The organism is Brevundimonas sp. P2_A6 (genome assembly GCF_056404975.1).
In genome coordinates this window covers 37,934-64,327 of the sequence record NZ_JBFUCZ010000004.1, presented here as the reverse complement: position 1 = coordinate 64,327, position 26,394 = coordinate 37,934, and the positions used below count along the sequence as shown (strand labels likewise).

26 protein-coding genes and 2 tRNA genes are annotated in these 26,394 nt (G+C 66.6%); 14 read left to right on the top strand and 14 right to left on the bottom strand.

The features are described from left to right. Positions 1 to 25 precede the first annotated feature (25 nt). From bamA to lpxB, 7 genes are read left to right on the top strand one after another with little or no spacing between them, the layout of a single operon-like run. Positions 26 to 2,509: an outer membrane protein assembly factor BamA gene (bamA, locus tag AC1DW4_RS11220; protein ID WP_477017349.1), complete on the top strand. Its 2,484-nt coding sequence runs from the start codon at positions 26 to 28 to the stop codon at positions 2,507 to 2,509. Between the two features lie 32 nt (positions 2,510 to 2,541). Further along, positions 2,542 to 3,132 carry an OmpH/Skp family outer membrane protein gene (locus AC1DW4_RS11215; protein ID WP_477017348.1) on the top strand — a complete coding sequence of 197 codons (591 nt, stop codon included), beginning with the start codon at positions 2,542 to 2,544 and terminating at the stop codon, positions 3,130 to 3,132. A gap of 12 nt (positions 3,133 to 3,144) precedes the next feature. Beyond that, positions 3,145 to 4,143 (top strand): UDP-3-O-(3-hydroxymyristoyl)glucosamine N-acyltransferase, encoded by a 999-nt coding sequence (gene lpxD, locus AC1DW4_RS11210; RefSeq protein ID WP_477017539.1) that lies wholly within the window; start codon positions 3,145 to 3,147, stop codon positions 4,141 to 4,143. 6 nt (positions 4,144 to 4,149) lie between these two features. Next, on the top strand, positions 4,150 to 4,629 hold the full coding sequence (fabZ, locus tag AC1DW4_RS11205) for a 3-hydroxyacyl-ACP dehydratase FabZ (RefSeq protein WP_477017347.1): 480 nt from the start codon (positions 4,150 to 4,152) through the stop codon (positions 4,627 to 4,629). Then, on the top strand, positions 4,626 to 5,411 hold the full coding sequence (gene lpxA, locus AC1DW4_RS11200) for an acyl-ACP--UDP-N-acetylglucosamine O-acyltransferase (RefSeq protein WP_477017346.1): 786 nt from the start codon (positions 4,626 to 4,628) through the stop codon (positions 5,409 to 5,411). Before fabZ ends, lpxA begins: the two co-directional genes overlap by 4 nt. After that, positions 5,408 to 6,253: a UDP-2,3-diacylglucosamine diphosphatase gene (gene lpxI / locus AC1DW4_RS11195; RefSeq protein WP_477017345.1), complete on the top strand. Its 846-nt coding sequence runs from the start codon at positions 5,408 to 5,410 to the stop codon at positions 6,251 to 6,253. Before lpxA ends, lpxI begins: the two co-directional genes overlap by 4 nt. A gap of 5 nt (positions 6,254 to 6,258) precedes the next feature. Further along, positions 6,259 to 7,419 carry a lipid-A-disaccharide synthase gene (lpxB, locus tag AC1DW4_RS11190; RefSeq protein WP_477017538.1) on the top strand — a complete coding sequence of 387 codons (1,161 nt, stop codon included), beginning with the start codon at positions 6,259 to 6,261 and terminating at the stop codon, positions 7,417 to 7,419. Here the strand turns inward: lpxB and miaA are convergent. After that, positions 7,373 to 8,254, bottom strand: coding sequence for a tRNA (adenosine(37)-N6)-dimethylallyltransferase MiaA (miaA, locus tag AC1DW4_RS11185; protein ID WP_477017344.1), 882 nt, complete (start codon positions 8,252 to 8,254; stop codon positions 7,373 to 7,375). The genes lpxB and miaA overlap by 47 nt on opposite strands. 73 nt (positions 8,255 to 8,327) lie before the next feature. Here miaA and AC1DW4_RS11180 point away from each other — a divergent pair, with 73 nt between their 5' ends. From AC1DW4_RS11180 to AC1DW4_RS11170, 3 genes are all read left to right on the top strand, one after another. Then, positions 8,328 to 9,377: an Mrp/NBP35 family ATP-binding protein gene (locus tag AC1DW4_RS11180; protein WP_477017343.1), complete on the top strand. Its 1,050-nt coding sequence runs from the start codon at positions 8,328 to 8,330 to the stop codon at positions 9,375 to 9,377. 64 nt (positions 9,378 to 9,441) lie between these two features. Continuing rightward, positions 9,442 to 10,539, top strand: coding sequence for an NADH:flavin oxidoreductase (locus tag AC1DW4_RS11175; RefSeq protein ID WP_477017342.1), 1,098 nt, complete (start codon positions 9,442 to 9,444; stop codon positions 10,537 to 10,539). A 93-nt stretch (positions 10,540 to 10,632) separates the two neighbouring features. Continuing rightward, positions 10,633 to 11,382, top strand: a complete 750-nt coding sequence (locus AC1DW4_RS11170; RefSeq protein ID WP_477017341.1) for a sterol desaturase family protein — start codon at positions 10,633 to 10,635, stop codon at positions 11,380 to 11,382. A gap of 379 nt (positions 11,383 to 11,761) precedes the next feature. Here AC1DW4_RS11170 and AC1DW4_RS11165 read toward each other — a convergent pair whose 3' ends face one another. From AC1DW4_RS11165 to AC1DW4_RS11150, 4 genes are all read right to left on the bottom strand, one after another. Beyond that, entirely contained in the window at positions 11,762 to 12,082 is a 321-nt protein-coding gene (locus AC1DW4_RS11165) for a YbjQ family protein (protein WP_477017340.1), read from the bottom strand. Between the two features lie 14 nt (positions 12,083 to 12,096). Further along, on the bottom strand, positions 12,097 to 12,624 hold the full coding sequence (locus tag AC1DW4_RS11160; protein ID WP_477017339.1) for a dihydrofolate reductase: 528 nt from the start codon (positions 12,622 to 12,624) through the stop codon (positions 12,097 to 12,099). 689 nt (positions 12,625 to 13,313) lie between these two features. After that, positions 13,314 to 14,180 carry a thymidylate synthase gene (locus AC1DW4_RS11155; protein ID WP_477017537.1) on the bottom strand — a complete coding sequence of 289 codons (867 nt, stop codon included), beginning with the start codon at positions 14,178 to 14,180 and terminating at the stop codon, positions 13,314 to 13,316. A gap of 210 nt (positions 14,181 to 14,390) precedes the next feature. Then, a complete protein-coding gene (locus AC1DW4_RS11150; RefSeq protein ID WP_477017338.1) occupies positions 14,391 to 14,936 on the bottom strand; it encodes a DUF924 family protein in 546 nt (181 codons plus the stop codon). On the opposite strand from AC1DW4_RS11150, the gene ilvC reads away from it, so the two are divergent. Beyond that, a complete protein-coding gene (gene ilvC, locus AC1DW4_RS11145) occupies positions 14,935 to 15,951 on the top strand; it encodes a ketol-acid reductoisomerase (protein ID WP_477017337.1) in 1,017 nt (338 codons plus the stop codon). The genes AC1DW4_RS11150 and ilvC overlap by 2 nt on opposite strands. A 35-nt stretch (positions 15,952 to 15,986) precedes the next feature. Here the strand turns inward: ilvC and AC1DW4_RS11140 are convergent. Continuing rightward, a tRNA-Pro gene (locus tag AC1DW4_RS11140) sits at positions 15,987 to 16,063 on the bottom strand. A gap of 157 nt (positions 16,064 to 16,220) precedes the next feature. On the opposite strand from AC1DW4_RS11140, the gene AC1DW4_RS11135 reads away from it, so the two are divergent. Beyond that, positions 16,221 to 16,294 (top strand) — tRNA-Gln (locus AC1DW4_RS11135). 45 nt (positions 16,295 to 16,339) lie between these two features. Here AC1DW4_RS11135 and AC1DW4_RS11130 read toward each other — a convergent pair. Then, positions 16,340 to 16,942, bottom strand: a complete 603-nt coding sequence (locus AC1DW4_RS11130) for a sensor histidine kinase (protein ID WP_477017336.1) — start codon at positions 16,940 to 16,942, stop codon at positions 16,340 to 16,342. Positions 16,943 to 17,101: 159 nt separating this feature from the next. Here AC1DW4_RS11130 and AC1DW4_RS11125 point away from each other — a divergent pair, with 159 nt between their 5' ends. Continuing rightward, positions 17,102 to 17,530, top strand: coding sequence for a response regulator (locus AC1DW4_RS11125; RefSeq protein WP_477017335.1), 429 nt, complete (start codon positions 17,102 to 17,104; stop codon positions 17,528 to 17,530). A gap of 3 nt (positions 17,531 to 17,533) precedes the next feature. Here the strand turns inward: AC1DW4_RS11125 and AC1DW4_RS11120 are convergent, their stop codons facing one another. From AC1DW4_RS11120 to AC1DW4_RS11105, 4 genes are all read right to left on the bottom strand, one after another. Beyond that, the gene (locus AC1DW4_RS11120) at positions 17,534 to 18,949 is read right to left on the bottom strand and encodes a hypothetical protein (RefSeq protein ID WP_477017334.1); all 1,416 of its coding nucleotides are present in this window, start codon (positions 18,947 to 18,949) and stop codon (positions 17,534 to 17,536) included. Positions 18,950 to 19,014: 65 nt separating this feature from the next. Then, entirely contained in the window at positions 19,015 to 19,341 is a 327-nt protein-coding gene (locus AC1DW4_RS11115) for a hypothetical protein (protein WP_477017333.1), read from the bottom strand. A gap of 30 nt (positions 19,342 to 19,371) precedes the next feature. Further along, on the bottom strand, positions 19,372 to 19,920 hold the full coding sequence (locus AC1DW4_RS11110; protein WP_477017332.1) for an N-acetyltransferase family protein: 549 nt from the start codon (positions 19,918 to 19,920) through the stop codon (positions 19,372 to 19,374). Then, positions 19,917 to 22,139, bottom strand: coding sequence for a S9 family peptidase (locus AC1DW4_RS11105; RefSeq protein WP_477017331.1), 2,223 nt, complete (start codon positions 22,137 to 22,139; stop codon positions 19,917 to 19,919). Before AC1DW4_RS11105 ends, AC1DW4_RS11110 begins: the two co-directional genes overlap by 4 nt. Before the next feature lie 133 nt (positions 22,140 to 22,272). Between AC1DW4_RS11105 and AC1DW4_RS11100 the strand changes: the two genes are divergently transcribed. After that, positions 22,273 to 23,079 (top strand): trypsin-like serine peptidase, encoded by an 807-nt coding sequence (locus AC1DW4_RS11100; protein ID WP_477017330.1) that lies wholly within the window; start codon positions 22,273 to 22,275, stop codon positions 23,077 to 23,079. On the opposite strand, the gene AC1DW4_RS11095 is transcribed toward AC1DW4_RS11100, so the two are convergent. From AC1DW4_RS11095 to AC1DW4_RS11085, 3 genes are read right to left on the bottom strand one after another with little or no spacing between them, the layout of a single operon-like run. Next, on the bottom strand, positions 23,063 to 24,010 hold the full coding sequence (locus AC1DW4_RS11095; RefSeq protein WP_477017329.1) for a glycosyltransferase family 2 protein: 948 nt from the start codon (positions 24,008 to 24,010) through the stop codon (positions 23,063 to 23,065). The two genes, AC1DW4_RS11100 and AC1DW4_RS11095, sit on opposite strands and share 17 nt — an antisense overlap. Beyond that, entirely contained in the window at positions 24,010 to 24,945 is a 936-nt protein-coding gene (locus AC1DW4_RS11090) for a glycosyltransferase family 2 protein (RefSeq protein ID WP_477017328.1), read from the bottom strand. The genes AC1DW4_RS11095 and AC1DW4_RS11090 overlap by 1 nt, the downstream gene beginning before the upstream one ends. Then, entirely contained in the window at positions 24,942 to 26,390 is a 1,449-nt protein-coding gene (locus tag AC1DW4_RS11085) for a lipopolysaccharide biosynthesis protein (protein ID WP_477017327.1), read from the bottom strand. Before AC1DW4_RS11085 ends, AC1DW4_RS11090 begins: the two co-directional genes overlap by 4 nt. Positions 26,391 to 26,394: the final 4 nt, after the last annotated feature.

Here is a 26,394-nt window from a genome sequence, read left to right as displayed (position 1 = left end):
ACGCCAGCCCTTTTTGGTTTCCCGAATGATCCTGAACGACCCGCGCGCCGCCAACACTCCGGCCGACAGAACTTTGCGAGGCGGTTTCGTCGCCACCGTCAGCCTGATCGCGCTGATGGCGGGTGGGCCCGCGCTCGCCCAGACCGCGCCGTCGGCTGTCCCGCCGGCCCCGAACGTCCAGCCCGGCACCCTCCAGGCGACGGGCCAGGCCCCGACCGCGCCGCCGACCGAGACCGGTGTGGTCAACCGCATCCTGGTGCAGGGCAACCAGCGGATCGATCAGACGACGGTCCTGTCCTATCTGCCGATCCAGCCCGGCGACACCATCGACCCGGTCATCCTGGACGTCGCCATCCGCACCCTGACGCGCACCCAGCTGTTCGCCGACGTGCAGATCGGCCTGCAGGAGAACGGCGACCTGGTGGTCCGCATCGTCGAGAACCCCATCATCAACCAGGTGGTGTTCGAGGGGAACAGCGCGATCGCCGAAAAGAAGCTGCGCGAAGAGGTCACCATCTCTCCGCGTGGCATCTACACCCGGGCCCGGGTGCAGGAAGACGTGGGCAAGCTGATCGAACTCTATCGCCTGTCCGGTCGGATCTCGGCGACCGTCACCCCCAAGCTGGTGCAGCTGGAACAGAACCGCGTCGACGTCGTCTTCGAGATCGACGAGGGCCCCGAAACCGGCGTCCAGGCCATCACCTTCCTGGGCAACCAGGCGTTCTCGGATTCCGAGCTGCGCGAGGTCATGGTGACCAAGGAATCGGCCTGGTATCGCCTGTTCACCAAGAACGACAACTACGATCCCGGCCGCCTGGATTACGATCGCGAGCAGCTGCGCAAGTTCTACACGAACCGGGGCTATTATGACTTCCGGATCACCTCGGCGGTCGCCGAACTGACGCCGGATGACAGCGCCTTCGGCATGACGCTGACGGTCGATGAAGGCGATCGCTACAATTTCGGCACCATCGACGTGGTGACCCAGAACGATCGTCTGAACGCCGACTTCCTGAAGCTGCTGCTGCCGATCCAGAGCGGCGATCTGTATGAGAGCGACAAGATCGAGACGTCGGTCGATGCTCTGACGTTCGCGGCCGGGTCTGCCGGCTACGCCTTCGTCGATATCAATCCGACCTATCGGGCCAATCCCGATACAGACACCGTCGATGTGACCTTCAACATAACCGAAGGTCAGCGCGTCTACGTCGATCGCATCAACATCATCGGCAATACCCGCACCATCGATCCCGTGATCCGTCGTGAACTGCTTCTGACCGAGGGCGACGCGTTCAATCGCACCCTGGTCGAGCGGTCGCGCAACAATCTTCGCGGGCTGGGCTTCTTCAAGGACGTGACGATCGAGGAGGAGCGCGGTTCCGCGCCCGACCGCTCGGTGGTCAACGTCAACGTCCAGGAACAGCCCACCGGCGAACTCTCGGTCGGCGCGGGTTTCAGCTCGGTCGACAGCTTCGTCGTCAACCTGGGCATCTCGGAACGCAACTTCCGCGGACGGGGCCAGAACGTGGTCGCCCGTGTGGAATGGGGATCGCTCCGCCAGCAGATCGACTTCCGCTTCACTGAACCGCGCTTCCTGGGTCGCGACATCGGGGCGGGCTTCGACCTGTTCCACTCTCGCTATGACTTCCAGACCGAGTCCTCGTTCGACTATCGCTCCACCGGCGCGGGTCTGCGTCTGACCTATCCGCTGAACGGCTACAGCCGTCTGGCCACGCGATATTTCATCAAGGACGACGAGATCATCGTCCCGACGGGCTATTGCTCGGGCGGCGGGCAAGGGTCAGCGGCGTTGTGCGAACAGATCGGGGCGTCGCTGAACTCCTCGGTCGGCTACACCCTGCTGGTGGATCGTCGGAACGACCCGGTCCGCCCGACGCGAGGCTGGACCGGATCCCTGCGCCAGGACGTCGCCGGTCTGGGCGGCGACGTGAACTATGTGAAGACCGAGGTCGAATCGTCGATCTATTACGGCGTCACGCCGAGCTGGATCGTGACCGTCACCGGTTCGGCGGGCTATGTCTCTGGCTGGGCCGGCGATGCGATCCGCATCAACGATCGCTTCTTCAAGGGCGGCAACACGTTCCGCGGGTTCGAGAACGCCGGCATGGGGCCACGGGATCTGGCCACGAACGACGCCCTGGGCGGTAACTTCTACGCCGTCGGCAGCGTGGAGCTGACCCTGCCCAACGGCCTGCCGGAGCAGTACGGCATCAAGACGTCCCTGTTCGCAGACGTCGGTACACTCGGCGTGCTCGACGATCGCTATACGCTGAATGCGACGACCGGGTTGTCCAGCGCCTGTCCGCCCAACGCCCAGATCGGCGATGCCTGTGTCGCCGATGACCTGTCGCTTCGCGCTTCGGTGGGACTCAGCGTGCACTGGAAGGCCCCCGTCGGGCCGATCCGGTTCGACTTCTCCAAGATCCTCAGTTCCGAAGACTACGACCGCACTGAAACGTTCCGCTTCTCGACTTCCACCCAGTTCTAAGCCGGGCCAATTCGGCCTTCATAAGGTTACCCATGAAACTCCTCGCTCTCGGCGCTGTCGCCCTGGCCTCCTTCGTCGCCATCGCCGCCCCCAACGCCGCATCGGCCCAGACCGCTGGTCCCCAGAACCCCGGACCCGTCATTCCCGGCGTCTGCGTCTATTTCAACCAGCGCCTGCTGGCCCAGTCGACCGTCGGTCAGGCTGTCCAGACGCGCATGGAGCAGCTGGCGACCGAAGTTCAAGGCGAACTCGCTCCCTATGGCACGTCGATCCAGACGGAAATCACCGCCCTGCAGCAGGGTGGCCAGGCCGCTGATCCGGACGGTTCGCGCCGCACGGCCCTGCAACAGCGTATCCAGGAGGCCCAGGCCCTGGAACAGACCCGCCAGGACGAACTGCGTTACACCCTGGGTGAACAGCGCCGCCTGATCTCGGCCTCGGTCGAGCCGATCCTGGTCGCCGTCTATCAGGAACGCGGTTGCGGACTGCTGCTGGACCGCGAAAGCGTGTTCATCGCCAACCCCGCCATGGACGTGACGGACACGGTCATCGAACGCCTGAACACCGCCCTGCCGACGCTCAGCTTCAACCGCCTGCCGGTGCCCGTTCAAGCGGCTCAGTAGGTTTTCGGCATGATGCCCGACGTCCGGTTCTTCACCACGTCGGCCCCGCTCGGCCTGGACGACCTCGCTGCCCTGACGGGTGGCGAGGTCGTTCGCCGTTCGGACGTCACCATCGCGCGCGTGTCTCCGTTGGCGACGGCGGACGCCGGTTCCGTGGCCTTCATGGCGGATCGCAAGTTCGCCGCCGCCCTGACAGCCTCGGCCGCGGGCGTCGTGATCGTGCCGCCATCCGCGGTCGATGCCGCTCCGGCTTCCGCCGCCGTCATTGTCTCGCGCGAGCCGCAGGCGGCCTGGGCCCGCGTCGCCGCGCACCTGCATCGCCCCGTGGCGCTGGAGGCTGTTCGGGCGGAAGACGCCTGCGAGGACCAGACCGTCGTCCTGGAACCCGGCGTCGTCGTCGGGTCAGGCGCCCGGATCGGACGCGGCACTCGCATCGGTGCCAACACCGTGATCGGCGCAGGGGTTCAGATCGGCCGAGACTGCCTGATCGGCGCTGGTGCGACGATCGGTTTCGCCCTGATCGGTGACCGGGTGAAGATCTATGCCGGCGCGCGGGTGGGAGAAGCGGGTTTCGGTGCGGCCGGTGCCGTCGGCGGGCCGGTGGATATCCCGCAGCTGGGCCGTGTCATTTTGCAGGATGGCGTGACGGTCGGCGCCAATACCTGCATCGACAGGGGCGCCTATGGCGACACGGTCATCGGCGAGAACACCAAGATCGATAATCTGGTCCAGATCGGCCACAACTGCCTTATCGGCCGCAACTGCCTGATCGCCGCCCATACGGGCATTTCCGGCTCCTGCACCGTCGGCGACAACGTCATGTTCGGCGGCAAGGCGGGTATCGGCGACCACATAACGATCGGCGACGGCGCGCGGGTCGCGGCCGGTGCGGGCGTGCTGGCTGACATCCCGGCGGGCGAGACCTGGTCCGGCTATCCCGCCAAACCCATCCGCCAGTTCTTGCGCGAGGCCGTCTGGCTTGCCAGACAGGTCAATCGCAAGAAGGACTGAGTTCGCGTGACTGACCCGACGACGACCGAGGACATCAAGATCGATTACGCCGAGGTGATGCGCCGCCTGCCGCATCGCTATCCTTTTCTGCTGGTCGACAAGGCCGAGGCCTTCGTCGCGGCGACCTCGATCGTCGGCATCAAGAACGTCAGCCACAACGAGCCGTTCTTTCCCGGCCACTTCCCCATCGACCCGGTCATGCCCGGCGTCCTGATCGTCGAGGCCATGGCCCAGACCGGTGCGCTTCTGATGTCCAAGACACTGGACGTCGCGGTGGCCGACAAGGTCATCATGTTCATGTCGATCGACGGGGTGCGCTTCAGAAAGCCCGCACGGCCCGGCGACCAGCTGCGCATGGAGGTCAAGGTGACCCGCGCACGGGGCGACGCCTACAAGTTCCGGGGCGAGACTTTCATCGACGGCAAGCTGGCGGCCGAGGCCGAGTTCATGGCCATGGTGGTCAAGGTCGACCAGCCCGCGACATGACCATTCACCCCAGCGCCATCGTCGATCCCTCGGCCCGCATCGCCGCCGACGTGGTGATCGGTCCCTGGTGCACGGTGGGTCCGGGCGTGACGCTGGCAGCCGGCGTCCACCTGGTCAGCCACGTGGTGATTCAGCAGGACACCAGCGTCGGCGAACGCACTGTGATCCACCCCTTCGCCGTCATCGGCGGCGATCCCCAGCACAATGGCTACAAGGGCGAGCCCGTGCGGCTGGAGATCGGCAGCGACAACTCGGTCCGCGAACACTGCACTTTTAACCGCGGCACACCGCAGGGGGCTGGCGTGACACGCGTCGGCTCGAATGGCCTGTTCATGACCGGGGCCCACGTCGGCCATGACGCGGTTGTCGGCGACCATGTCGTCATGGCCAATCAGGCGACCTTGGGCGGTCATGCGAAGATCGGCGATCGGGTCTTCCTGGGCGGTCTGTGCGCCGTGCATCAGAACGGACGGGTGGGGCAGGGGGCGATCGTGGGCGGTCTGGCGGCCGTGACGCGCGATGTCATCCCCTACGGCTCAGCCTGGGGCAATCACGCGCGGCTGCACGGGCTGAACCTGATCGGGCTGAAGCGGAAGGGCTATGGCAAGGACGCCGTGCGTCGCCTGCTGGCCGCCTTCCGCGACCTGTTCGAAGGCCAGGGGGTGTTCGCCGAGCGGCTGGACCGGGTCGAGGCCACCTATGCCGATCTTCCCGAGATCATGGAGATCGTCGCCTTCATCCGCGCCGACGCCAAACGCCCCCTCTGTCTGCCGGGCGAATGACCGCAGCACCGGGCAAGCTCGGGCTGATCGCGGGCGGCGGCGAACTGCCCCATGCCATCGCCTGGCGTTGCGAGGCCGAAGGACGGCCGTTGTTCATCGTGCGGCTGGATGGGTTCGCGGACGGCCATCTGGAACGCTGGCCAGGGGCAACTTTTAACATGGCCGAGATCGGCGGGATCCTGAAAGCCTTGAAGCGCGAGGGCTGCTCGGCGGTCTGTCTGGCCGGGACGGTGAACCGCCCGGATTTCAAACGGCTGAAACCCGACCTGAAGGGTGCCTCAGTCCTGCCCGGTATCATCGCAGCCGCCACCAAGGGCGACGACGCCCTGCTGCGCAAGATCCTGTCGGTGTTCGAGGCCGAGGGATATGGCGTCGAAGGTGCCGACGACATTCTGGGTGGCGAAACCCTGCCGACCGGCGCGCTGGGCAGAGTCGTGCCGACGACTGATCAGCTAGCTGATCTGAGGAAGGCGCTCTACGTCGCGGAAAAGGCGGGGGAACTGGATATCGGCCAAGGGGCCGTGGTTTGCGACGGCCTGGTTCTGGCAGTCGAGGCGCAGGAGGGGACCGATGCCATGCTCTCCCGTGTCGCGGGTTTGCCCGCCGATCTGCGCGGCTCCCCCACGGGTCGCAAGGGCGCGCTGGGCAAGGCCCCCAAGCCGATCCAGGACCTGCGCGTCGATATGCCGGTGATCGGTGCCCGCACAGTCGAGATGGCGGCGGCTGCCGGGCTGGCGGGCATCGGGGGCATCGCCGGTCGGCTGATCCTGATCGATCGCTCGTCAATCATTGATACGGCCGATCGCCTGGGCCTCTTCGTCTGGGGCGAGGCGCGGCCGTGAAGGTCATGCTGGTCGCAGCCGAGGCGTCCGGCGATGCGCTGGGAGCCGGGCTGGCCTCGGCGCTCTTGGCGCGGGACCCCGCAATGGAGATCGTCGGCGTCGGGGGGCCTCGCATGGCCGAACAGGGCATCGTCAGCCCCTTCGACATCGCCGAAATGTCGATCCTGGGCTGGATCGAGGGCTTGCGCGCCTACGGGCGGGTCAAGGCGCGGGTCGCCGACACGGTCGCCATGGCGGTGCGCGAGCGGCCGGATGCCGTGGTCCTGATCGACAGCTGGGGCTTCACGATCCGCGTCGCCAAGGCCATCCGCGCGGCTCTGCCGGGCGTGAAGCTGATCAAATACGTCGGGCCGCAGGTCTGGGCCTCCCGTCCGGGCCGAGCGAAGACCCTGGCCGCCGCCGTCGATCACCTGCTGGCCCTCTACAGCTTCGACGCGCCCTGGTTCGAAGCCGAGGGCCTGCCGACGACCGTCGTCGGCTCACAGGCTCTGCACATCGACATGAGCGGGGCCGACCCCGCTGCCTTTCGCGCCGCGCGGGGCATCGCGCCGCACGCGCCCCTGCTGCTGATCCTGCCGGGCAGCCGTCCGGGCGAGATCCGCCTGATGACCCCCGTCTACGAACAGGCCGCCGCGCGGCTGAAGGCCGAGCGTCCGGATATGCAGATCGCCGTTGTCGCCGCCGGCACCGTCGCCGCCGACGTCACAGCTCGCGTCGCCGCCTGGCCGTTCCGAGCCCATCTGGTGACGGAGGCGGACAAATACGCGGCGATGAAGGCCGCTACCGTGGCGCTCGCCACCAGTGGCACGGTCTCGACCGAGCTGGCGCTGGCGGGCGTGCCCATGGTCATCGGCTATCGGTTCGCGCCGGTCAGCTATGCGATCATGAAGCCCTTCTTCACCGGCAAATACGCGACCCTGTTCAACCACGCCGCCGACGCCGAGATCGCCAGGGAGTTGATCCAGGCCGACGCGACGCCGGACCGCTTCGCCGCCGAGGTGGCCCGCCTGTTGGACGATCCCGCCGCCCGCACCGATCAGGCCGCCCGCCAGACCGTCGCCCTGGACCGGATGGGCCGCGAGGGCCGCGATCCGTCCGAGATCGCGGCGGAGACGGTGCTCAGCCTTCTGCCGAATGACGCGGCCAGTCCGCGCACTGGTTCCTGAACCAGGTCAGCTGGCGCTTGGCGTAATTCCGCGTGGCCTGCTGCATGGCGCTCGTCGCCTCAGCCAGTGATGTCTCTCCGGTCAGATGCCCCGCAATCTCCCGCACCCCGACGGCCTTCATCGCGGGCAGGGCGGGGTCCAGGCAGCGCTCGATCAGGGCCGTGACCTCGGCCAGCGCGCCGGTGCCCAGCATCGTCACCACCCGCGCGTCGCTGGCCGCGTAAAGCGCCTGCCTATCCGGCTCGATCACCAGCCGGTCGTAGGTCCCCGGTGCCAGCAGCGGCCGGGTCGAGGCGCGCCAGTCGCTGAGCGAGCGCCCGGTCGCCCGCGCGACGGCATAGGCTCGCGTCAGGCGCTGACGGTCTCCGGCCTCGATCGCGGCCGCGGCCGGGGGGTCGAAGGTCGTCAGGCGCAGGCGGAAAGCCGATTCGCCCTCTGTGTCGTACAGCGCCATCGCCTCCTCGCGGGCGGCCAGCGGCACGTCGGGTATGTCGGCCAGACCCTGGGTCAGGGCGTTGAAATACAGCCCCGTCCCCCCAACGATCAGCGCGGGTCGCCCCTCGGCGCGCAGTTCTTCCAGCACCGGCATCACCGCCCGCGTCCAGCGCCCCACCGACCACGCCTCTGCGGCATCGACGGTGCCATAGAGGTGGTGCGCCGCCCGCGCCTCTTCCTCCACCGAGGGACGGGCCGTCAGGACACGGAGATCGGCATACAGTTGCTGGCTGTCGGCATTGACGATCACCGCGCCCGTCCGCCCGGCGATCTCCAGCGCCAGACGCGACTTGCCCGAGGCGGTCGGGCCGGCGATCAATGTGAGGGCGGGACGGGGCACGGGACGCTCGCTTGCGGCAGGGGTTGGCGATAGAACGCACGTCCACGCCTCGCAACCATCCCCCGAGTCCGCCTTGATCGATCGTGCCGCCGTTGAAGCCGTCCTGAACGCCATTCCCGACCCCCTGACGGGCCGGGGGTTGGTCGACGCGGGCGTGCCCAAGGGCCTGATGGTCGCCGAGGATCGCGCCGGCTTCGTCATCGAGGTGCCGGCCGATCGCACCGCCGCCTATGCCCCCGTCCGCGACGCGGCCGAGGCGGCGCTGAAGGCCATGCCCGGCATGAGCCGCGTGTCCGTCATCCTGACCGCCGAGACGGCACCCGCCGCCCGCAAGGCCTCCCTGTCGCCCGCCGCTGTCGAACAGACGCGGGCCAGGGCCCCGGTGCCGACGGATCGACCCGCCCATGTGCGCCGCGTCCTGGCTGTGGCCAGCGGCAAGGGTGGGGTGGGGAAATCGACCGTGTCGGTGAACCTGGCGACCGCCCTCGCCCGGCGGGGTCTGAGCGTCGGTATCCTGGACGCCGACGTTCATGGGCCCAGCCTGCCGACCATGCTCGGCCTGTCTGGCAAGCCGGACTATGTCGACGGCGCGATGGTCCCGCACATCGCCCACGGCCTGAAGGCCATGTCCGTTGGCCTGCTGACCAAGGCGGAAGACGCCATGGTCTGGCGCGGCCCCATGGCGTCCCAGGCCCTGACCCAGATGCTGACCCAGACCCGCTGGGGCACTGCGGAGGCTCCGCTGGACATCCTCGTCGTCGACCTGCCGCCGGGCACCGGCGACGTCCAGCTGGCCCTGATCCAGAAGACCCCCCTGGACGGAGCCGTGATCGTCTCGACGCCTCAGGAGGTCGCCTTGGCCGACGCCCGCCGCGCCCACACCCTGTTCCAGCGGGTCAACGTGCCGACCCTGGGCCTGATCGAGAACATGTCTGGTCCGGTCTTTGGACGCGGCGGCGCGGAGGCAGAGGCGGGCCGTCTCGGTATCGATTTTTTCGGCGATCTGCCTCTGGAGGCTTCGATTCGGGAGGCGGGCGATGCGGGTGTTCCGCTGGCCTCGGGACCGGTTGCCGACCGGTTCGACGCCATCGCGGATGCCGTCGCGCAAAAACTCAGCCTCTGAGGGTTTTCAAAGGCAACGGCAATCGCCACCTTGTCGGTATCAATCCTCCTCCGCGAGTTTCCCGATGAGCGTCGACACCCTGTTCCGCCCCTTCACCATCAAGGGTCTGACCCTGCCCAATCGCATCGTCATGGCCCCCATGACGCGGTCGTTCAGCCCCGGCGGTATTCCGACCTCGGACGTCGCCGCCTACTATCGTCGCCGCGCGGAGGGTGAGGTCGGCCTGATCATCACCGAGGGCACGGTGGTCGAGCGCCCGGCTGCCCGCAACGACGCCGCCGTGCCCGTCTTCCATGGCGACGCGCTGCCAGAATGGAAGAAGGTGGTGGACGAGGTCCACGCCGCCGGTGGCCTGATCGCGCCGCAGATCTGGCACGTCGGGGCCGCGCGCGGTCAGGGCGAGGACTGGAAGCCGCTGGGTCAGGTCGACAGCCCGTCCGGCCTCGTCGCGCCCGGCAAGCAGAAATATGAACCGATGACCGAGGAGGACATCGCCGACACCATCGCCGCCTTTGGTCGGTCGGCCCGGGCCTCGCGCGAGTTGGGTTTCGACGCAGCCGAGATCCACTCGGCGCACGGCTATCTGATCGATCAGTTCTACTGGTCCGGCCTGAACGCGCGCGGCGACAAGTGGGGCGGACCGTCGATCGGCGAACGCGCCCGGTTCGGCGTCGAGGTGGTCAAGGCGGTGCGCGAGGGCCTGGGTCCGGATATCCCGCTGATCATCCGCCTGTCGCAGTGGAAGCAGCAGGACTACACCGCCCGCATCGCCGAGAACCCGGACCAGATGGCCGAATGGCTGATGCCGCTGTCGGACGCCGGCGTCGATGTCTTCCATTGCTCGCAGCGTCGTTTCTGGGAACCGGAGTTCGAGGGATCGGACCTGAACTTTGCCGGCTGGGCCAAGAAGATCACCGGCAAGCCGACGATCAGCGTGGGCTCGGTCGGTCTGGATGGCGAGTTCATGGCCGCCTTCCGGGGCGAGGGATCCAAGCCTGCCTCGCTGGACGGCCTGATCGAGCGGATGGAGCGCGACGAGTTCGACCTGATCGCCGTCGGCCGCGCCCTGCTGTCCGATCCGCACTGGGTGCTGAAAATCAAAGAAGGCCGCGAGGACGAACTGTCGGCCTTCGAGCGCGGCCATATGGCGGTGCTGCACTAGAGAAGTGGCGAGTATTGAGTGGCGAGAGCCATCCACACCGGCGCGGCGATCTCGTCACTCGCCACCCGCCACTCGTCACTCTAACCTTCGCCCATGACCCCCGCCGCCGTCGCCCTGACCACCCTGTGGCTGACCCTGATCATCGGCGCGCGCTATCTGCTGATCGCGGGCGGAGTGTGGTGGCTGACCTGGGGGCGGATGAAGGGCGTCGGCCGCCGCCTGAACCGCGAACGCCCGTCGCGCCGCCTGATCTTGCACGAGATCAAGTTCTCGCTGCTGTCCACGCCCATCTACGCCTTCCCCGCCGCCATCGCTCTGGAGGCGTGGAAGGCGGGCGGGACGATGATGTACGTCGATCCCGGGGCCTATCCGCTGTGGTGGCTGCCCCTGAGCTTCGTCCTTTTGCTGGTCGTGCAGGACACTCATTATTACTGGACCCACCGCCTGCTGCATGACCGGCGCATCTTCAGCTGGGCCCACGCTGCCCACCACCGTGCCCGCGACCCCAGCCCCTTCGCCAGCTTCGCCTTCGACCCGGCCGAGGCGGTGGCGACGGCGTGGCTGTTGCCGCTGCTGACCTTCCTGATCCCGCTGAACCTGTGGATGTTGGCCGTGATGCTGGCGGTGATGACCGCGACGGCGGTGATGAACCACTGCGGGTGGGAGATGTGGCCCGATCGCTGGGTCAGGGGCCGCGTCGGCTCCCAGCTGATCACCGCGACCCACCACAGCCGCCACCACACCCATATGAAGACGAACTTCGGGCTCTATTTCCGGATGTGGGACCGGTGGTGCGGGACCGATGCGATGCCGGAAGTCAGGTCGGCTCCTCCGCAGGCTTGATCAACAAGTCAAGATTTACCAAGGTAGTCCGCAAGATCGCCGACTAGGTAAGGCGAGAGTCGAGTAGATGGCGCTATGAAGTCGGAACTCTTAGTTTCAATAATCGTCCCGATATTGATCGTTTTTCTTCCCCTGGGGATATATCTTGCCTGGCGAGGATTCTCCGGAAGATCCGCGGGAGGCGCTAAAATTCAAGCGACTAGGCTGACGTTGGCCTGGTCTGCTGCGGCCTTCCTACTTGCCGGATTAACAATCATTTCTGGGTTCTGGGCTGGATCGACAAACATACATTTCTCGCCCGTCGGCATCGCTTGTTTGGTGGCTGGGTTCTGTCTCTCGCTCTTGGCAAGGATGACGAAGCCTATGGCTTAAGCTGAGGTCAGCCAGGCTCCACCACCACCGCCGTGCCATAGGCCAGCACCTCGGTGATGCCGGGCATGATCTCGGTGGCGTCGTAGCGCAGGGCCAGGATGGCGTTGGCGCCGGCGGCCTGGGCGTGTTCGACCAGCTGTTCGAAAGCCTCCTGACGCCCGGCCTCGGCCAGCTTCACATAGGCCCCGACGCGCCCGCCCATCATCGACTGCAGACCGCCGATGGCGTCGGACACGACGTTCCTCGATCGCACGGTGATGCCGCGCACCACGCCGATGTGGCGCACGATCCGGTGGCCGGCGATGTCGTTGGTGGTGGAGGTCATCATGGCGTCAGCTCCGGTCAGATGCGGTCGAGGATGCGGAAGACGAACGGATGGTCGTCCTTCTCGCCTGCATCATGCCGCTCGTTCAGCGTCTCGGCAAACAGGGTCTCGTCAAAGGCGGGGAACACCGCGTCGCCCTCCGGCTCCGCCTCCACCTCGGTGATGTAGAGTCGCCTGGCGCGCGGCAGGGCGGCCTCGAACAGGGCGGTGCCGCCGATCACGCAGATCTCCTCGATCCCGTCATCCTCGGCCGTCTCGCGCGCGATATCGATGGCGTCGGCCAGGTTGGAACAGACCACGGCCCCCTTGGCCTTGCCGCGCTCTTCGTAAGACAGGTCGCGCGACAGGACAAGATTCAGCCGGCCGGGCAGGGGCCGCAAAGGCAGGCTCTCCCACGTCGAGCGTCCCATGATGCAGGGCTTGCCCAGGGTGATCGCCTTGAACCTCTGAAGGTCGGAGCGCAGCTTCCAGGGCAGGTCGCCGTCACGGCCGATGACGCCGTTGCGCGCGCGGGCGACGACCAGGGCGATGTGGGGAATGGTCATGCGTTCCGACGTTGGCTGAGCAAGTACCGGTCAAGCTCGCTCACTGAAAAACTGAATCTGGTCGACCGATCCATTAGTTTGGAGATCTCCCTGTAGGTTTCGTCCGACGTTCGGGCTTCGCTAAACGTATCTCTCACATATTCATGTGCCCAGTTACGATGGAGGCACTCCAGGATTTGCTGTTCAAGTGCAACTATCGACCTACCACGCAAAAGGCGCAGCTCATTTATCAACGTCGCGCAACGCTCGTAATGGTTTAAAACCTCAATAAGAGCAGTCTTATAAGCAGTACGTCTTCTCGAGTTGATGCTATTGAGATTTTCCCATTTTTCATCGATCTGTTCGGAAAGTTTAGTACAAATCTGGAATTCGTTGACTCTTGAGGTTCGCAGAAATGCAATCGTAGCGACTGCAAAGGAAAGCGCTGAGATTATTGGAGGCAACCAAATTGTAAGGCTGGTGCCATCGTGCGGTATCGCGGTTGTGGTGCTCACTTACTTCTTCGTGGGCGGCTTGACGTTTTGGCCTGTCGTGGACGTGCTTCTAGTAGCGCCACGGGGGCCAGCAGCACCTTCGTTGAAGCGGCCGGCTCGGTCCGCACCTGTGGAAGGCGAGGGCCTCGAGGAGGGCGGCTGGCCTGATGGGCCAGTAGGCTTATCGCCGTTTTTGCTCATCTGAAGTTATCTCCTCTAGACCGCGACCGGGGCCTTGATGTGGGGATAGGGCTGATAGTCGCTCAGCACGAAGTCGGACGGCTCGAACGCGAATAGGTCCCGCTTCGCCGCCACCGTCATCGTCGGCAACTCCAGCGGTTGCCGCGTCAACTGCAGCTGGGCTTGTTCGACATGGTTCAGATACAGGTGCGCATCGCCGAAGGTGTGGACGAAGTCGCCAGGCTCCAGCCCCACCACCTGGGCCACCATCAGGGTCAGCAAGGCATAGCTGGCGATGTTGAATGGCACGCCCAGGAAGACGTCGGCGCTGCGCTGATACAGCTGGCAGCTGAGTTTCCCGTCCGCCACGAAGAACTGGAACAGGCAGTGACACGGCGGCAGGGCCATGTCCTCGATATCGGCGGGGTTCCAGGCGGACACGATGTGGCGGCGGCTGTTGGGGTTGGTCTTGAGCCCTTCGATAAGGCGGGTGATCTGGTCGATGCTGTCGCCGTTGGGCGCGGCCCACGATCGCCACTGCTTGCCATAGACGGGACCCAGTTCGCCGCTCTCGTCGGCCCATTCGTCCCAGATGGAACAGCCGTTGTCCTTCAGCCAGCGGATGTTGGTCTCGCCGCGCAGGAACCACAGCAGTTCGACGATGATGGAGCGCAGGTGCAGCTTCTTGGTCGTCAGCAGTGGAAAGCCCTTGGACAGATCGAACCGCATCTGGCGGCCGAACACGCCGAGCGTCCCCGTGCCCGTCCGGTCGTCGCGGCGCACGCCGTTGTCCAGGATGTCGCGCAGCAGGTTCAGATACTGGAACTCGGGATGGTCGGCGGGCGCGGCGGTCGAAGTCCCAGTCCGGGTCGCGAGATCGTTGAGCTGGGCCACGGCGTTCATCGGATCACTTTGCCCGTGATTCGCGGGCTCCGACATGCCGCCGATTCGGTTGCGCACAGATCATTGCGGACCGATGCGGACGGGGGACCCACGGATTGGACTCGGACGGGCCCGAGTCCAGAGAGTCCAACGTCTCAGACCTGAAGGTCACATCGGTTCATAGAGCGTTGTTTTTATTATTATCTTACAACAATCGCAGCTGCCGAGATGTCAGCCCGCGAAGCCGCCTTCGTCCAGAAAGACCTGTTCTTCCGCCGTCGTCTGGCGGCCCAGTGCGCGGTTCCTGTGCGGAAAGCGGCCGAAGCGGACGATGATGTCGCGGTGGATCTTCGCGTATTTCGCCGTCTCCGGCATGTCGTCGCCCAGCAACGGGATCAGGGCGTCGTGGTCGGCCAGATCCTCGGAATGCTCGAACGGGGTCATGAAGAACTGGCGCAGGTCCGGCTCGAAGGTCGCGGGATGGCCGAAGGCGAACGCGCGCCGGGCGAACATCAGGCCCAGGGCGTCGGTGGCGAACTGGTGCCCCGTTCCGCGAAAGCTGTTTCGGGGGTACTGGTCCAGCAGGATCATCAGGGCCAGCGCGCCTTCGGGCGTCTCGATCCAGGCGTCCAGCTGACGTCCCGCCGCCGCCCAGTGCAGGGCGCGGCCCGCATCGCGGAATTCCCGGTCGAAAGCCTCGTCCTTGGCGTACCACTTGCTGCGTCCCACCTCTTTCCAGAAGGCGACGACCGAGGAAGGCGTTATGAGGATGGCCATGACCCAGACCCTACCCGCTCCGCTGCCCGTCTTCCATGACCGCGACTGCGACCTGTCGATCATTCGCGCAAAGCGCGTCGCCGTGATCGGCTATGGCAGCCAGGGGCGGACGCATGCGCTGAACCTGCGCGACAGCGGCGTCGCCGACATCGTCGTCGGGCTGAAAGCAGGATCGGCGACGCGGGCGAAGGCTGAGGCCGACGGCTTTCCTGTCCTGACCGCTGGCGAGGCCACCGCCGGAGCCGATGTCGTCGCGGTCATGGTTTCGGACGAGGCGCACCGCGACCTGTATCGCGATGAGATCGAGCCGAACATCAAGCCGGGCGCGGCGCTGATCTTCGCCCACGGGCTGTCGGTGCGGTTCGGCCTGGTGACCCCTCGCGCGGATCTGGATGTCATCCTCGATTCGCCCAAGGGCATCGGGCCGCGCATCCGCGATCTGTATGAGGCCGGGGAGGGGGTCTTCTGCCTGTTCGGCGTGCATCAGGACGCGACGGGCGGGGCGCATGCGCTGGGTCTGTCCTATGCGGCGGCGCTGGGCTGCGGTCGCAAGGGCATTCTGGAGACGACCTTCGCCGCAGAATGCGAAAGCGACCTGTTCGGCGAACAGGTGGTGCTGTGCGGCGGCGTCGGCGAGCTGATCGACGCCGCCTTCATGAAGCTGGTGAACGCCGGCTATCCGCCCGAGGTCGCCTGGTTCGAGTGCTTCTATGAGGTCAAGCTGGTCACCGACCTGATGTACGAGCGCGGGATCGCCGGGGCCTTCGCCAAGATTTCCAACACCGCCGAATACGGGGCCTATCTGACCGGGCCGCGCGTGATCGGCGAGGCATCGAGGACCGCCATGGATGGGGTGCTGGGCGAGGTCCGCAGCGGGGCCTTCGTCAGGCGGCTGATGGCCGACTACGACGCCGGCTCGCCCGAGTTGCTGGCGCGCAGGAAGGCGCTGGGCGAGCGCACGATCGAGGCCGTCGGCGCGCGACTGGCGGCCGTTGCGGCGAAGGCGTCTGATTGAGGGAAAAAGTGTCCGGGTCGCGCCCGGAAATCTCATGGTCGGAGTGAGAGGATTCGAACCTCCGACCCCTGCGTCCCGAACGCAGTGCTCTACCAGGCTGAGCCACACTCCGACATGAGGACGGGCCTTATAGCGACGGGGTCGAGAGGCCGCAAGCGGCGTTCATGCGGGCGGAAAAATAGTCCGGGAACCGGGTGTTGCATCCCCAGCGGCCTTGGCGTATTCGACCGCCTCCCCAAGGCCCAGGCCCTGGGGCGCACCGGTCCTGCTGGGGAATGGTGTAATGGTAACACTCCGGTTTTTGGTACCGTCATTCTAGGTTCGAGTCCTAGTTCCCCAGCCACCGACCTTCATCGTTCCGATGGCGATCGCCGATCCGGCCCACGGGTCAGTGGGTCGTCGATCCCGTGATCGGCAGGCGCACGCGCACCCCCACGCCGGCTCGTGGCGCGGTTTCCACCGCCATCGTGCCCCCAAGATGCTCCACCAGGCCCTGCACCAGCGAAAGCCCGTCGCCGAACGTCAGGCCGTCGGACCCGATGCCCGTGTCGCGGATCACCAGACTGACGCCGTCCGAGGCGCGTGAATAGGCGACCGCGATCGACCCCCGACGGCAGTCCTCGAAGGCATGCCGAACGGCATTGGACATCAACTCATGAACGATGATGGCCAGCGGCAAGGCGTGGGTTTCGGGTAGCAAGGCCTCCGATGCCCGCACGTCGATTCGGACGCCCCGCGCCTCGGCCACGCGCCGCCAGAAGGCGATCGCGTCATCCAGATAGGCGGCGAAATCGACCGGGCCTTCGTCCGTCATACGCCGGTTCAGCAGGCCCATCGCGGCAACGACGTCGCTCAGCCAGGTCAGGTGACGACGGCTTTCGGGATCGGAAACGCTGCGCAGACGTATACCGACCAGAGCTTGCAACAGGCTGTAGCTTCCCGTCAGGCGGCGCTCGAGCGTCGCGATCCGGACTTCCGCGTTCGCGGTCATTCGCCCTCCGGGCACAATAATACTGACGCTTTTCATAGAGGCGGTGAACCCTTTGGCCAAGCGCGCGTTCGGTGTGTTCGGTAACCGACACAGTAAGCTTAAGATCGGCGGCCGGGACTTTGGGGTGTGTGGGTGAATATGGCTTCTGACCTTCGGGTCATGATCGTTGAAGACCAGGCCATCCTTGCGATGGAGCTGGAGTTGGTGCTCGGCGACGCCGGGTGCGACGTGGTGGGCTGCGCGATGGACCGCGCCGGCGCGTTCGAGATCGCGGCCCGTGAGCGCCCCATGCTGGCCCTGGTCGACGTCAACCTGCTGGATGGCATGACCGGGCCTCAGATCGCGCAGAAGCTGGTCAGCGAGTATGGCACGGCTGTCGTCTTCTTGACCGCCAATCCCGAGCAGATTCCAGACGGCTTCGCCGGTGCTCTGGGTGCCGTGTGCAAACCGTTCGATGACCAGACGATCCACGCCGTCGTCGCCTTCGCCAGCCGGTTCATCACCGACCGCACGGTCGGCGAGGCACCCCGAAAGTTCCGGCTGGCTCCCTGGCTCAAGACACCGCCTGCGGGCATCCCGACCCACTAGAGATCAATCGATCTTCAGCCGGATGAAGATCATCCCGCCGTCCGGATCGCCGCCGTAGGATGGCTCCAGGCCATCCGGCACGACGTTGGACGCATAAAGCGCGCCCAGCCCGAAGCGGACATGTTCGGCCACACGCCAGTCGCGGATCGCACCGACCGAAACCTTGGCGACGGTGAACACCGGACCATGTGCGCCCCCGGGCAGGGCCAGAAGCTCGTCTGTTTCCGTCCGTTCTGCGCGGGCGAAGACGGTCCAGCGTCCGTTTGGGCTGAAAGCGGACTCGAGCGCGAAGGCGTTGGTCGCGTCGTCGTCGCCGTGAGACTTGGCCCCCCAGGCCAGGGTCGTGGACCACCAGCCCCCGGTGCCGACCCGGCGTGTATGAATGGCGCTGGCGGACCATTTCGTGTCGTCTTCGCCCGGGGCCAGCTGTTCCGGAGCCTTTACGTCGGCGTAGGAGGCCTGCAGCGACCATTCCGGCGACGGATTCCAGGACGCCCGCATCGACCAGCTGTCGAACTTCGGTCTTTCGATGTCGAAGCGGTTCTGATCCGGCTCGCGACCCTTGAACGTCGAGGCCTCCACCTTGAAGGCGTCGTGCACCCAGCCCAGCGTCGCGACGCCGAACACAATGTGGGTCGAATCCAGCCAGTGGTGGGTGATGGGCGCTTCGGGTGAGTCCATCGTGCTCATGCGGTGCATGAAGGCGGGCGGGCCGAACGCCGGTTCGCCGGGCAGGCCGACGTAGGCGAAGACGCTGTCGGCATCGGACAGGCGGCGCGCATAGCTGGCCGACAGCTCCATGAACAGGTCGTGCGGGTGCTGGCGATCGACCAGGGTGTTCACCCCGTCCGCGGTCTCTCCGGCGGCCAGCAGCAGGGGATAGCCGCGCTTGCCCATCAAGGGGTCGGGGCTGACCATGGCCCGCAGGTTCAGGGTCGAGCTGTCGTCGAAGTCCCGCCGCGCCGTGGTCATGACCATGCCGGACACGAAGGTCTGATCCTCGCCGCGCGGTCCGTTCTGACCGTCGTATGTCAGATTGAGCAAGGCGTGGGTCATGAACGACCAGGCGCCGCGCGTCGTGTGGATGCCGGCGTGTTCCGACACATCGGGCTGCCAGCTGGTGCCGGAGGCGTCGCGGGTCATGGGCCAAGGACCCAGGGCGCTGGTCATGGGTCTGTCGCCATGGGCCATGACGGACATGTCGTGTCCCTGATGGGTTGTCGGCACCGGCAGCGTCTGAGGATGTTCAGCCGTCGGCGCGGCTTGTCCGGCGTAGGGGGTCGGGGTCGCGGCCGATGTCGCGGTCGCCGGGGGCGGAATCGTCACCGTGTGCCCGGAATGATCCTGGGCGAAGACCGGCTGGGCGAAGGCAAGCAGAGAGACACCGGCACTGAGCGCGGCAAGAGATCGGGCAGCCATGATCGGCTCCTTGCAAAGAGAGTTCGGGTTGGCGAGCGGGTCGCCGGCGAATCCGTTCGAAGGGCTCAGGCCTTGGGGGGGTCGGTATCAGGCGTCGTGCGCAGGCCTGTGGGCAGGGCGCGTTCGAGGGCGATCGGACGGTCGCGAGGCAGGGTCATCGTCGATCGCAGGGGCGGGGTCAGCGACGGCGCGGCGATGCAGGCCACGCAGCAGGCCATTGTCTTCATCGGGCGCTCTGGCGTGGATGCCGGGGCGTTCGATGCCGCGCCTTCCATCCCGGCCATCTCGTGACAGGGCGCCGGGCCAGTGTCGGCCATGACTGGAGAGGCCGCGCCGATCAGCAGGACGCCAAGGGCCCCCAACAGCATCAGCAATGTTCGGATCGTGGACACGGCTCTCTGTAATCGCCATGGCGTCAGGCCTCAAGCCAGGCCACCGCCGAGGTCGAGGCCTGGGCCGGTCGGTGGGGTGTCGGACGGGTTGAGGTCCAGCTGCATCAAATGCACGTCGAGCCAGCGATCGAATTTCCAGCCGACCTGCGCATACGTTCCGACACGCCGGAAGCCCAGCCGTTCATGCAGGGCAATGGAGGCCTCGCTGCTCGCGCTGTCGCTGATGGCACCGATGATGTGGCGCAGGCCCATCCGCGTCACGCGCTGGATCAGGGCGGTCAGCAGAGCGCGACCGACGCCGTGCCCGCGCGCCGCTTCCTCGACATAGATCGAATCCTCGACGCCATAGCGATAGGCGGGACGGGGCCGGAACGGCGAGGCATAGGCATAGCCGGCGAACACTCCGTCGATCTCGGCGACCAGCCACGGCAGGCCCTTGGCGCGAACGGACTCGAACCGGGCTGTCATGTCCGGCAGCGACGGCGGGTCCAGTTCGAACGTCGCGGTGCCCGTCAGGACCTCACGGCCATACAGGGCCGCGATCGCCGGCAGATCAGCCAGGGTCGCGTCGCGGATCACGCCGTCTCCCAACCCCGATCCACAGCCCAGACCGCGAAGGCGTAGTCGTGGGCGACTTCCTTCAGATAGTCGAACCGCCCCGACGCTCCGCCATGCCCGGCCTCCATGTTGATCTTCAGCAGGACTGGATTGCCCGAGGTCGTCGCGGGCCGCAGCTTGGCGACCCACTTCTGCGGCTCCCAGTAGGTCACACGTGGATCGGACAGGCCGCCGGTCGCCAGGATCGCGGGATAGGCCTTGGCCTCCACTTGATCGTAGGGGCTGTAGCTCATCATGTAGTCGTAGGCTGCCGGGTCCTCGATCGGGTTGCCCCACTCGGGCCATTCGGGCGGGGTCAGCGGCAGGCTGGTGTCCGACATGGTGTTGATCACGTCCACGAACGGCACCTGGCCGATGACACCGGCCCACAGGTCGGGCCGCATGTTGTTGACGGCCCCCATCAGCAGGCCCCCCGCCGATCCGCCCTGGGCAACGATCTTTCCGGCGCTGGCGTAGCGGTTGGCGATCAGGTGTTCGGCCGAGGCGATGAAGTCGGTGAAGGTGTTCTTCTTGGTCATCCGCCGCGCGTTCAGGAACCAGCCCCAGCCCTTGTCCGACCCGCCCCGAATATGGGCGATGGCATAGATCCAGCCCCGATCGACCAGCGACAGCCGCCCGGTCGAGAAGCTGGCGGGCATGGGAATGCCGTACGAGCCGTAGCCATAGAGCAGCAAGGGTGCCGAGCCATCGACCGGCGTCGTCTTGCGGCGCAGGACCGTGACCGGAACCAGCTGCCCATCCGTTGCCGGGGCGTTCAGCCGCTCGACGACATAGTCGGCAGGGTCGTGGCCGGATGGGATTTCCTGCACCTTCATGAGCGTCCGCATCTGGGTCGCCATGTCGTAGTCGTAGGTCGATGTCGGGGTGGACGGCGAGTTGTAGGTGTAGCGGGTGACCGTGGTGTCGAACTCCGACGCCCCGGCCAGGGACAGGGCATAGGCGGGCTCGTCGGCGGTGATCTCGTGCTCAGCACCGTCCTTGTCGCGGATGATGATCGTCGTGTTGGCCTCGGCCCGCTCCTGCCAGGCCAGGTGGGCCGAGCTCAGGTCGAAGCCCTCGATGAAACGGCCGGGGCGATGGGGCACCAGCTCGCGCCAGGCGGTGCGCGCGGGCTGGCCGGTCGGGGCCTGCATCAGCTTGAAGTCGACGGCATCGTCGTCGTTGGTGCGGAACACCCAGCCGTCGGGCCAGTGGTCGGCGTCATAGCGGATGCCGACCCTGCGAGGGGCCAGGACGGTCGGCATGGCGGTCGGGGCGCCGTTGGGGATCTGCCAGGCCTCGGACGTCTCCTGGTTCTGGACCGTGATGATGACGAAGGCATCGTCCGACGACCGACCGACGCCCAGGAACATGCCGTCGTCCGCCTCGTCGTAGACCAGCACGGTCTCGCCACCTCGCGACGGGCGGCGATAGATCTTGTCCGGGCGGCCGTTGTCGTCGCGGTTCGTCCAGAAGATGTGGGCGCTGTCAGGCGAGAAGGTGAAGTTGCCGTTCGAGGACTGGATCGGGTCGGGCAGCAGTTCGCCGGTGGTCAGGTCGCGGACATAGATCTGATGGACCTCGGACCCCTGCGCATCCTCGGCATAGGCGAACAGGGTGTGGTCCGGGCTGTGCGCGACGGCGGAGACTTCTGAATAAGCCTTGCCCTGCGCCAAGACGTTGGCGTCCAGCAGCAACTGCGGCGTCGGGGCGACGATGAAGTTTTTCGTCACCCGTTGGCCATTCTCCATCCATGTGCCCTGACGCTCGACCCGCATGAAGCGGGGATGCTGGTCGCCGGTCTTGAACTCGGAGTAGTAGAGCCAGGGACCGTCGGGCGCGGGAACCGACGAATCGTCCTCCTTGATGCGGCCCTTCATCTCTTCGAACATCTGGCCCTGCAGCCCGACTGTGGAGGCCAGCATGGCCTCGCGATAGGCGTTCTCGGCGATCAGGTTTTCCTTCACGTCGGACTTGATCAGGGTCGGATCGCGCAGCACCGCCTGCCAGTTGTCGTCCTTCATCCAGTGATAGTCGTCGGTCCGGGTCCGGCCCAGCTGTTCGATGGTCACCGGGATCTTCTTGGCGACGGGAGGCGTGGGCAGGGTCATCGAAACTCCAGACGGGCGGGCGAAAGCGGGGGAGGCGGCCACAGCCAAGGCGGACACGGCGGTGGTGGCGACGAACTGGCGGCGGTTCATGGCGAGGCTTCCCTTTAGGACAGGACGCCAGCTTGTGCGACGGCAAGCGTCCGCGTCAAATGAAGAGGCGGCGCGCTGACGCTTGGCTCGCGGAGCCTCGCTGCTTGAGCGCGTCGCGATCGCGAGGAGACCTATGATCCAGACCCCGCCCGTTCAGGACGCTCCCCCGCCGGTCGCCGCCCCCGTCTGGGATCTGACCGTCGGGCTGATCAATGCGACGGTGCAACTGGACCAGCCGTCAGGGCCGACGACGCGTACCGTCGGCACGGGCTTCCTGATCCAGGCACCGCGCCCGGATGGCACGCCGCGCATCGTCCTGGTCACCGCCGCCCATGTGCTGGAGACCATGGCGGAGCCGCAGGCGCGGATCGGGTGGCGTGTCGCCTTGCCGGATGGAGCATGGCGGTTCGATCCGGAGCCGTTGACGATCCGCGACGACGTGGGCGAGCCGTTGTGGATCCAGCATCCCACGCAGGATGTCGCGGTCATGGAGGTCACCGCACCCGACACCTTTGCGCGGGCCGCTATCCCGATCGGCTGGTTGGCGGATGCGAACGCCTTCGACGCCTGGCAGGTCGGACCGGGCGATGAACTGCTGTCGCTAGGCTTTCCGCGTGGGCTGTCGGCCAACCGGGCCGGGTTTCCGATCCTGAGGGTCGGACGAATCGCCTCCTATCCGCTGTCGCCGGTCAGCGCCTTTCCCACCTTCCTTCTGGATTTCACGGTCTTTCCGGGCAACTCCGGCGGGCCGGTGTTCTGGACGCCCAGCGCCCGCAAGCGGCCCGGCACGACCGAGCCGGAGACGGCCTTCATCGCGGGCCTGCTGAGCCAGGAGGTTCGTGTCGGCGGTGATGCACTAGAGATCGGCGTGGTCACCCACGCTGTCTTCATCCGCGAGGCGATCGCCCTGCTGGACGCCGAGGCTAGGCCCGCGCCGTGAGGGCGTTCAGCCTGGCCAGCTCGCGGGTGCCGTAGAACTGCGGCTCGAACCCCTTGGTCCAGAAAACCTTGCCCAGGCCGCGTGCGGTGCGATCCATCATCTGCGCGCGCGCCGGATGGGCGACGACTGTCAGGGCGATGGCAGCGAGGCCCCAGACCACAGCCTGCGCTGCGCCGATCAGCATCCAGCGGGCGACGGCCGCCCAGTCTCGCGCCTTGGCCGCCGTCTGACTGGGCCCCTGACCATAGGCGAAGGCGCGCGACAGGGCGTAACGCATCGTGGCCCGGTGCGCCGGCGCGAACTCTTCGACCCAGGCATCGGCGGCCCAGCCGAAGCGACCGCCGCGCGAGCGGAGCGCCGCGAACAGGGCGTCGTCCTCACCGCCGCTCTGGTCGGCGCGGGCGTCGAACGGTGTGGCCCCTTGCAGCGCCTTATCGCGCACCAGAAGCGAATTTCCACAGCCGTAACTGTGGTTGATCAACCCTGTGGACAGGGGGCCTTCGCGGCCGAAGAAGCGTTTGAGATAGGGGGTGGCCCAGCCGGTGCCTTCGGGGACCTGTCCCTCGATCGGTCCGAAGACGGCGTCGGCGCCCGTTTCGGCCTGTGCCGAAAGCAGGCTTGTCAGCCAGCGGGGCGATGCGGCCTCATCGTCATCGAGGAAGGCGATCAGCGGCGCCGCCGTCATGGCCAGCCCGGCATTGCGTGCCGTGGCCACGCCCGGGCGCGGCTCGTGTCGATAGATCAGAGGGCAGGGGCTGTCGGGTCCCAGACGCGATACCGTGTCGGCCGCCGTTCCAGCCGGGTCGTTGTCGACGACGACGATGGACGACAAACGGTCGGCCACCCCTGTCTGGGCGAACAGTGAGCCCAGCGCCCGCTCGAGGCTTTCGGGCCGCCGCATCGTCGGCACGACGACAGCGACATCCGCCATCAGACGGCCTCGGCGTAGAGCGCGGCGCGGTACAGACGAAGAGAGAAGGCACGCGCGCCTGTCGGCATCCAGCGCGCGACGGCGGCCTGTTTCATCCACGGACGGACGCTGGCCAGAGCCGGCATTCGCTTCAGCAATTTCGCCGCCTTGAAGCTGGGATAGGAGCCGACGATGTCGGGGTGGCGAGCGACGACGCGCGCGAAGTTGTCGGCGGATTGCTCATATTTCCCGGCCAGGGCCTCGACCGTGTCCAGGCCCATGTGCGTGGCCGGATTGTCGACGTGGACGACCGTGAAGCGGCGAGAGACCCGCATGGCCCACTCCACGTCCTCCCAGCCCCAACCTGTGAAGGTGGGGTCGAAAGTCTCGGCCTCGAACACATCGCGACGGACCAGCAGGTTGGAGGTGTAGACGTATTTCTCGGGCGTCCTGGCGCGCTCTCCATAAGGCACGCATTCGCTGCGCGTCGCCATGGCGCGGTGAACGCTGAACCGCGCATCGGTCGGGGCCTGCAAAAGGGAGAAGCCACCGAAGGCCACGGCCGGATCCTCGCGCGCCACCAGATCGGCCCAGGCCCACAGGAAGCGGCGATGATCGGGCCGCATGTCGCTGTCTAGGAACAGCAGGCTGCCGCCGCGCGCCGAAGCCGCCAGTCGGTTTCGCCCCTTCGAGCGGCCCTCGTTCTGGGGCAGGGTAATCAGCCGCACGGGCAGGGCCATCGCCCGGACCACCGACTGCAGCCGCGCGGTCAGGTCAGGATCATTGGTCCCGTCGTCCAGCAGGACGATCTCGACCGCGCCATCCAGCGCGCCCGCTTCCTCGTCCAGCAAGCCGAGAAGCTCGGTCGGGTCGTCGTGAAGGAAGGGGATCAGAACCGAGACAGCGGGCTTGGCCGACTTGCGGCACGCGTTGTCGGTCAGCACGGGACGGGTCATGCGGTCATGCTCCGGCCGGTGCGCGCGGCGATGAGGCGGGTGGCCAGGTCACGCACGCCGGCGGCGTTCAGGGCCAGGACGACAGCCGCATAGACGACCGCGCCGACCGCGGCCTTAAGCATCACCTCGAACACTCCGCCGTGCGCGGGCAACATCGGGACGAGCGCGGCCATGGCCCCGCAAGCCAGGGCGCAACGGCTCAGCGTCGTCCACGGGATGGGCATGGGCACGATGCTGCGTCCCATGGCGATGGACGCCAGCACGCCGATGCCGAAGCTGGTGGTCGTCGCCAGCGCCGCGCCCATAACACCCATCCGTGGCACCAGGATCAGGTTCAGGATCACGTTCGACGCCGCCGGAATGCACAGGGTCGCCAGCAGCCTGTCTGTCCGTCGCCCCAGCACGAAGGACTGGCTGAGGTAGTAGGAGGTCATGCCCGACAGCAGCGCCGACAGGGCGATCCAGGGCGTCACCGAAGCCGCGACGCTGCGCAGATCCTCGCCGATCATGAAATCCGCCAATGGGCGCGCGACAAGGGCCACGCCGACGGCGGCGGGCAGGCCGATCAGGATGAAGGTCGAGGCCTGTTCGCGCGCGGCCTTCATGAAGGCCTCCCGACTGCCGCGCTCCCAGGCCATGATAAGGGCAGGCGTTCCCGCCGCGCCCAGCCAGATGAACAGCACGTCCAGCGTCCGGCTGGAGAGGCTGTAGCCTGCGTGATAGGCCCCGACGGCCGCCGGACCCATGAAGACTTCCAGCAGGAACCGGTCGGTCGACGCCATGATCAGCGACAGACCCAGACCGGCCGCGATCGGATAGCCATAGCGCGCATAGCCAAACAGCCGTTCGCGATAATGGACTCCGCCGCGCGCCTGTTTCAATTCGCCCGGCAGGACGAAGGGCAGGGCCAGCAAGGGGGCCGCGGCCAGACCGATCAGGGGCGATGCGGCACCGACCCCCATCAGCGCGCAGGTGGCACCGATCAGGAACCCGCCCAGGGTCACGCCGATGTCCATGGCTGCGGATTTGGTCACCTCACCGGCTGCACGAAAACGCTCCTGGGCCAGCTTTGCCAACGACCGGATCGGCAGTCCCGCCAGCCCCGCCCCGATGGCCAGCTTCAACCCGTCGCCGATCGGCGACAGCCACAACACCAGAGCCGCGAGGGGCAGGACGGCGGCCGTCATCACAGCCATGGTCCGGTAGAGCGTGGTGAAATGATCGGCGAGCCCCTGGTCCTTTTCGGCGGCCCAGAACCGCGCCATGGAGGCCTCAAGCCAGCTGAATGTGCCGACATGGACCAGCGTCATGATCGAAAAGGCGATGGCATATCGGCCGAAGTCCTCGGGGCTCAGCAGTCGGGTGAAGACCACGATGGCCCCGAACCCGACCAGACCCTGGACGATGTTGGCGGGCAGATAGCCCCAGACGCCGCGCCAGAACATCAGC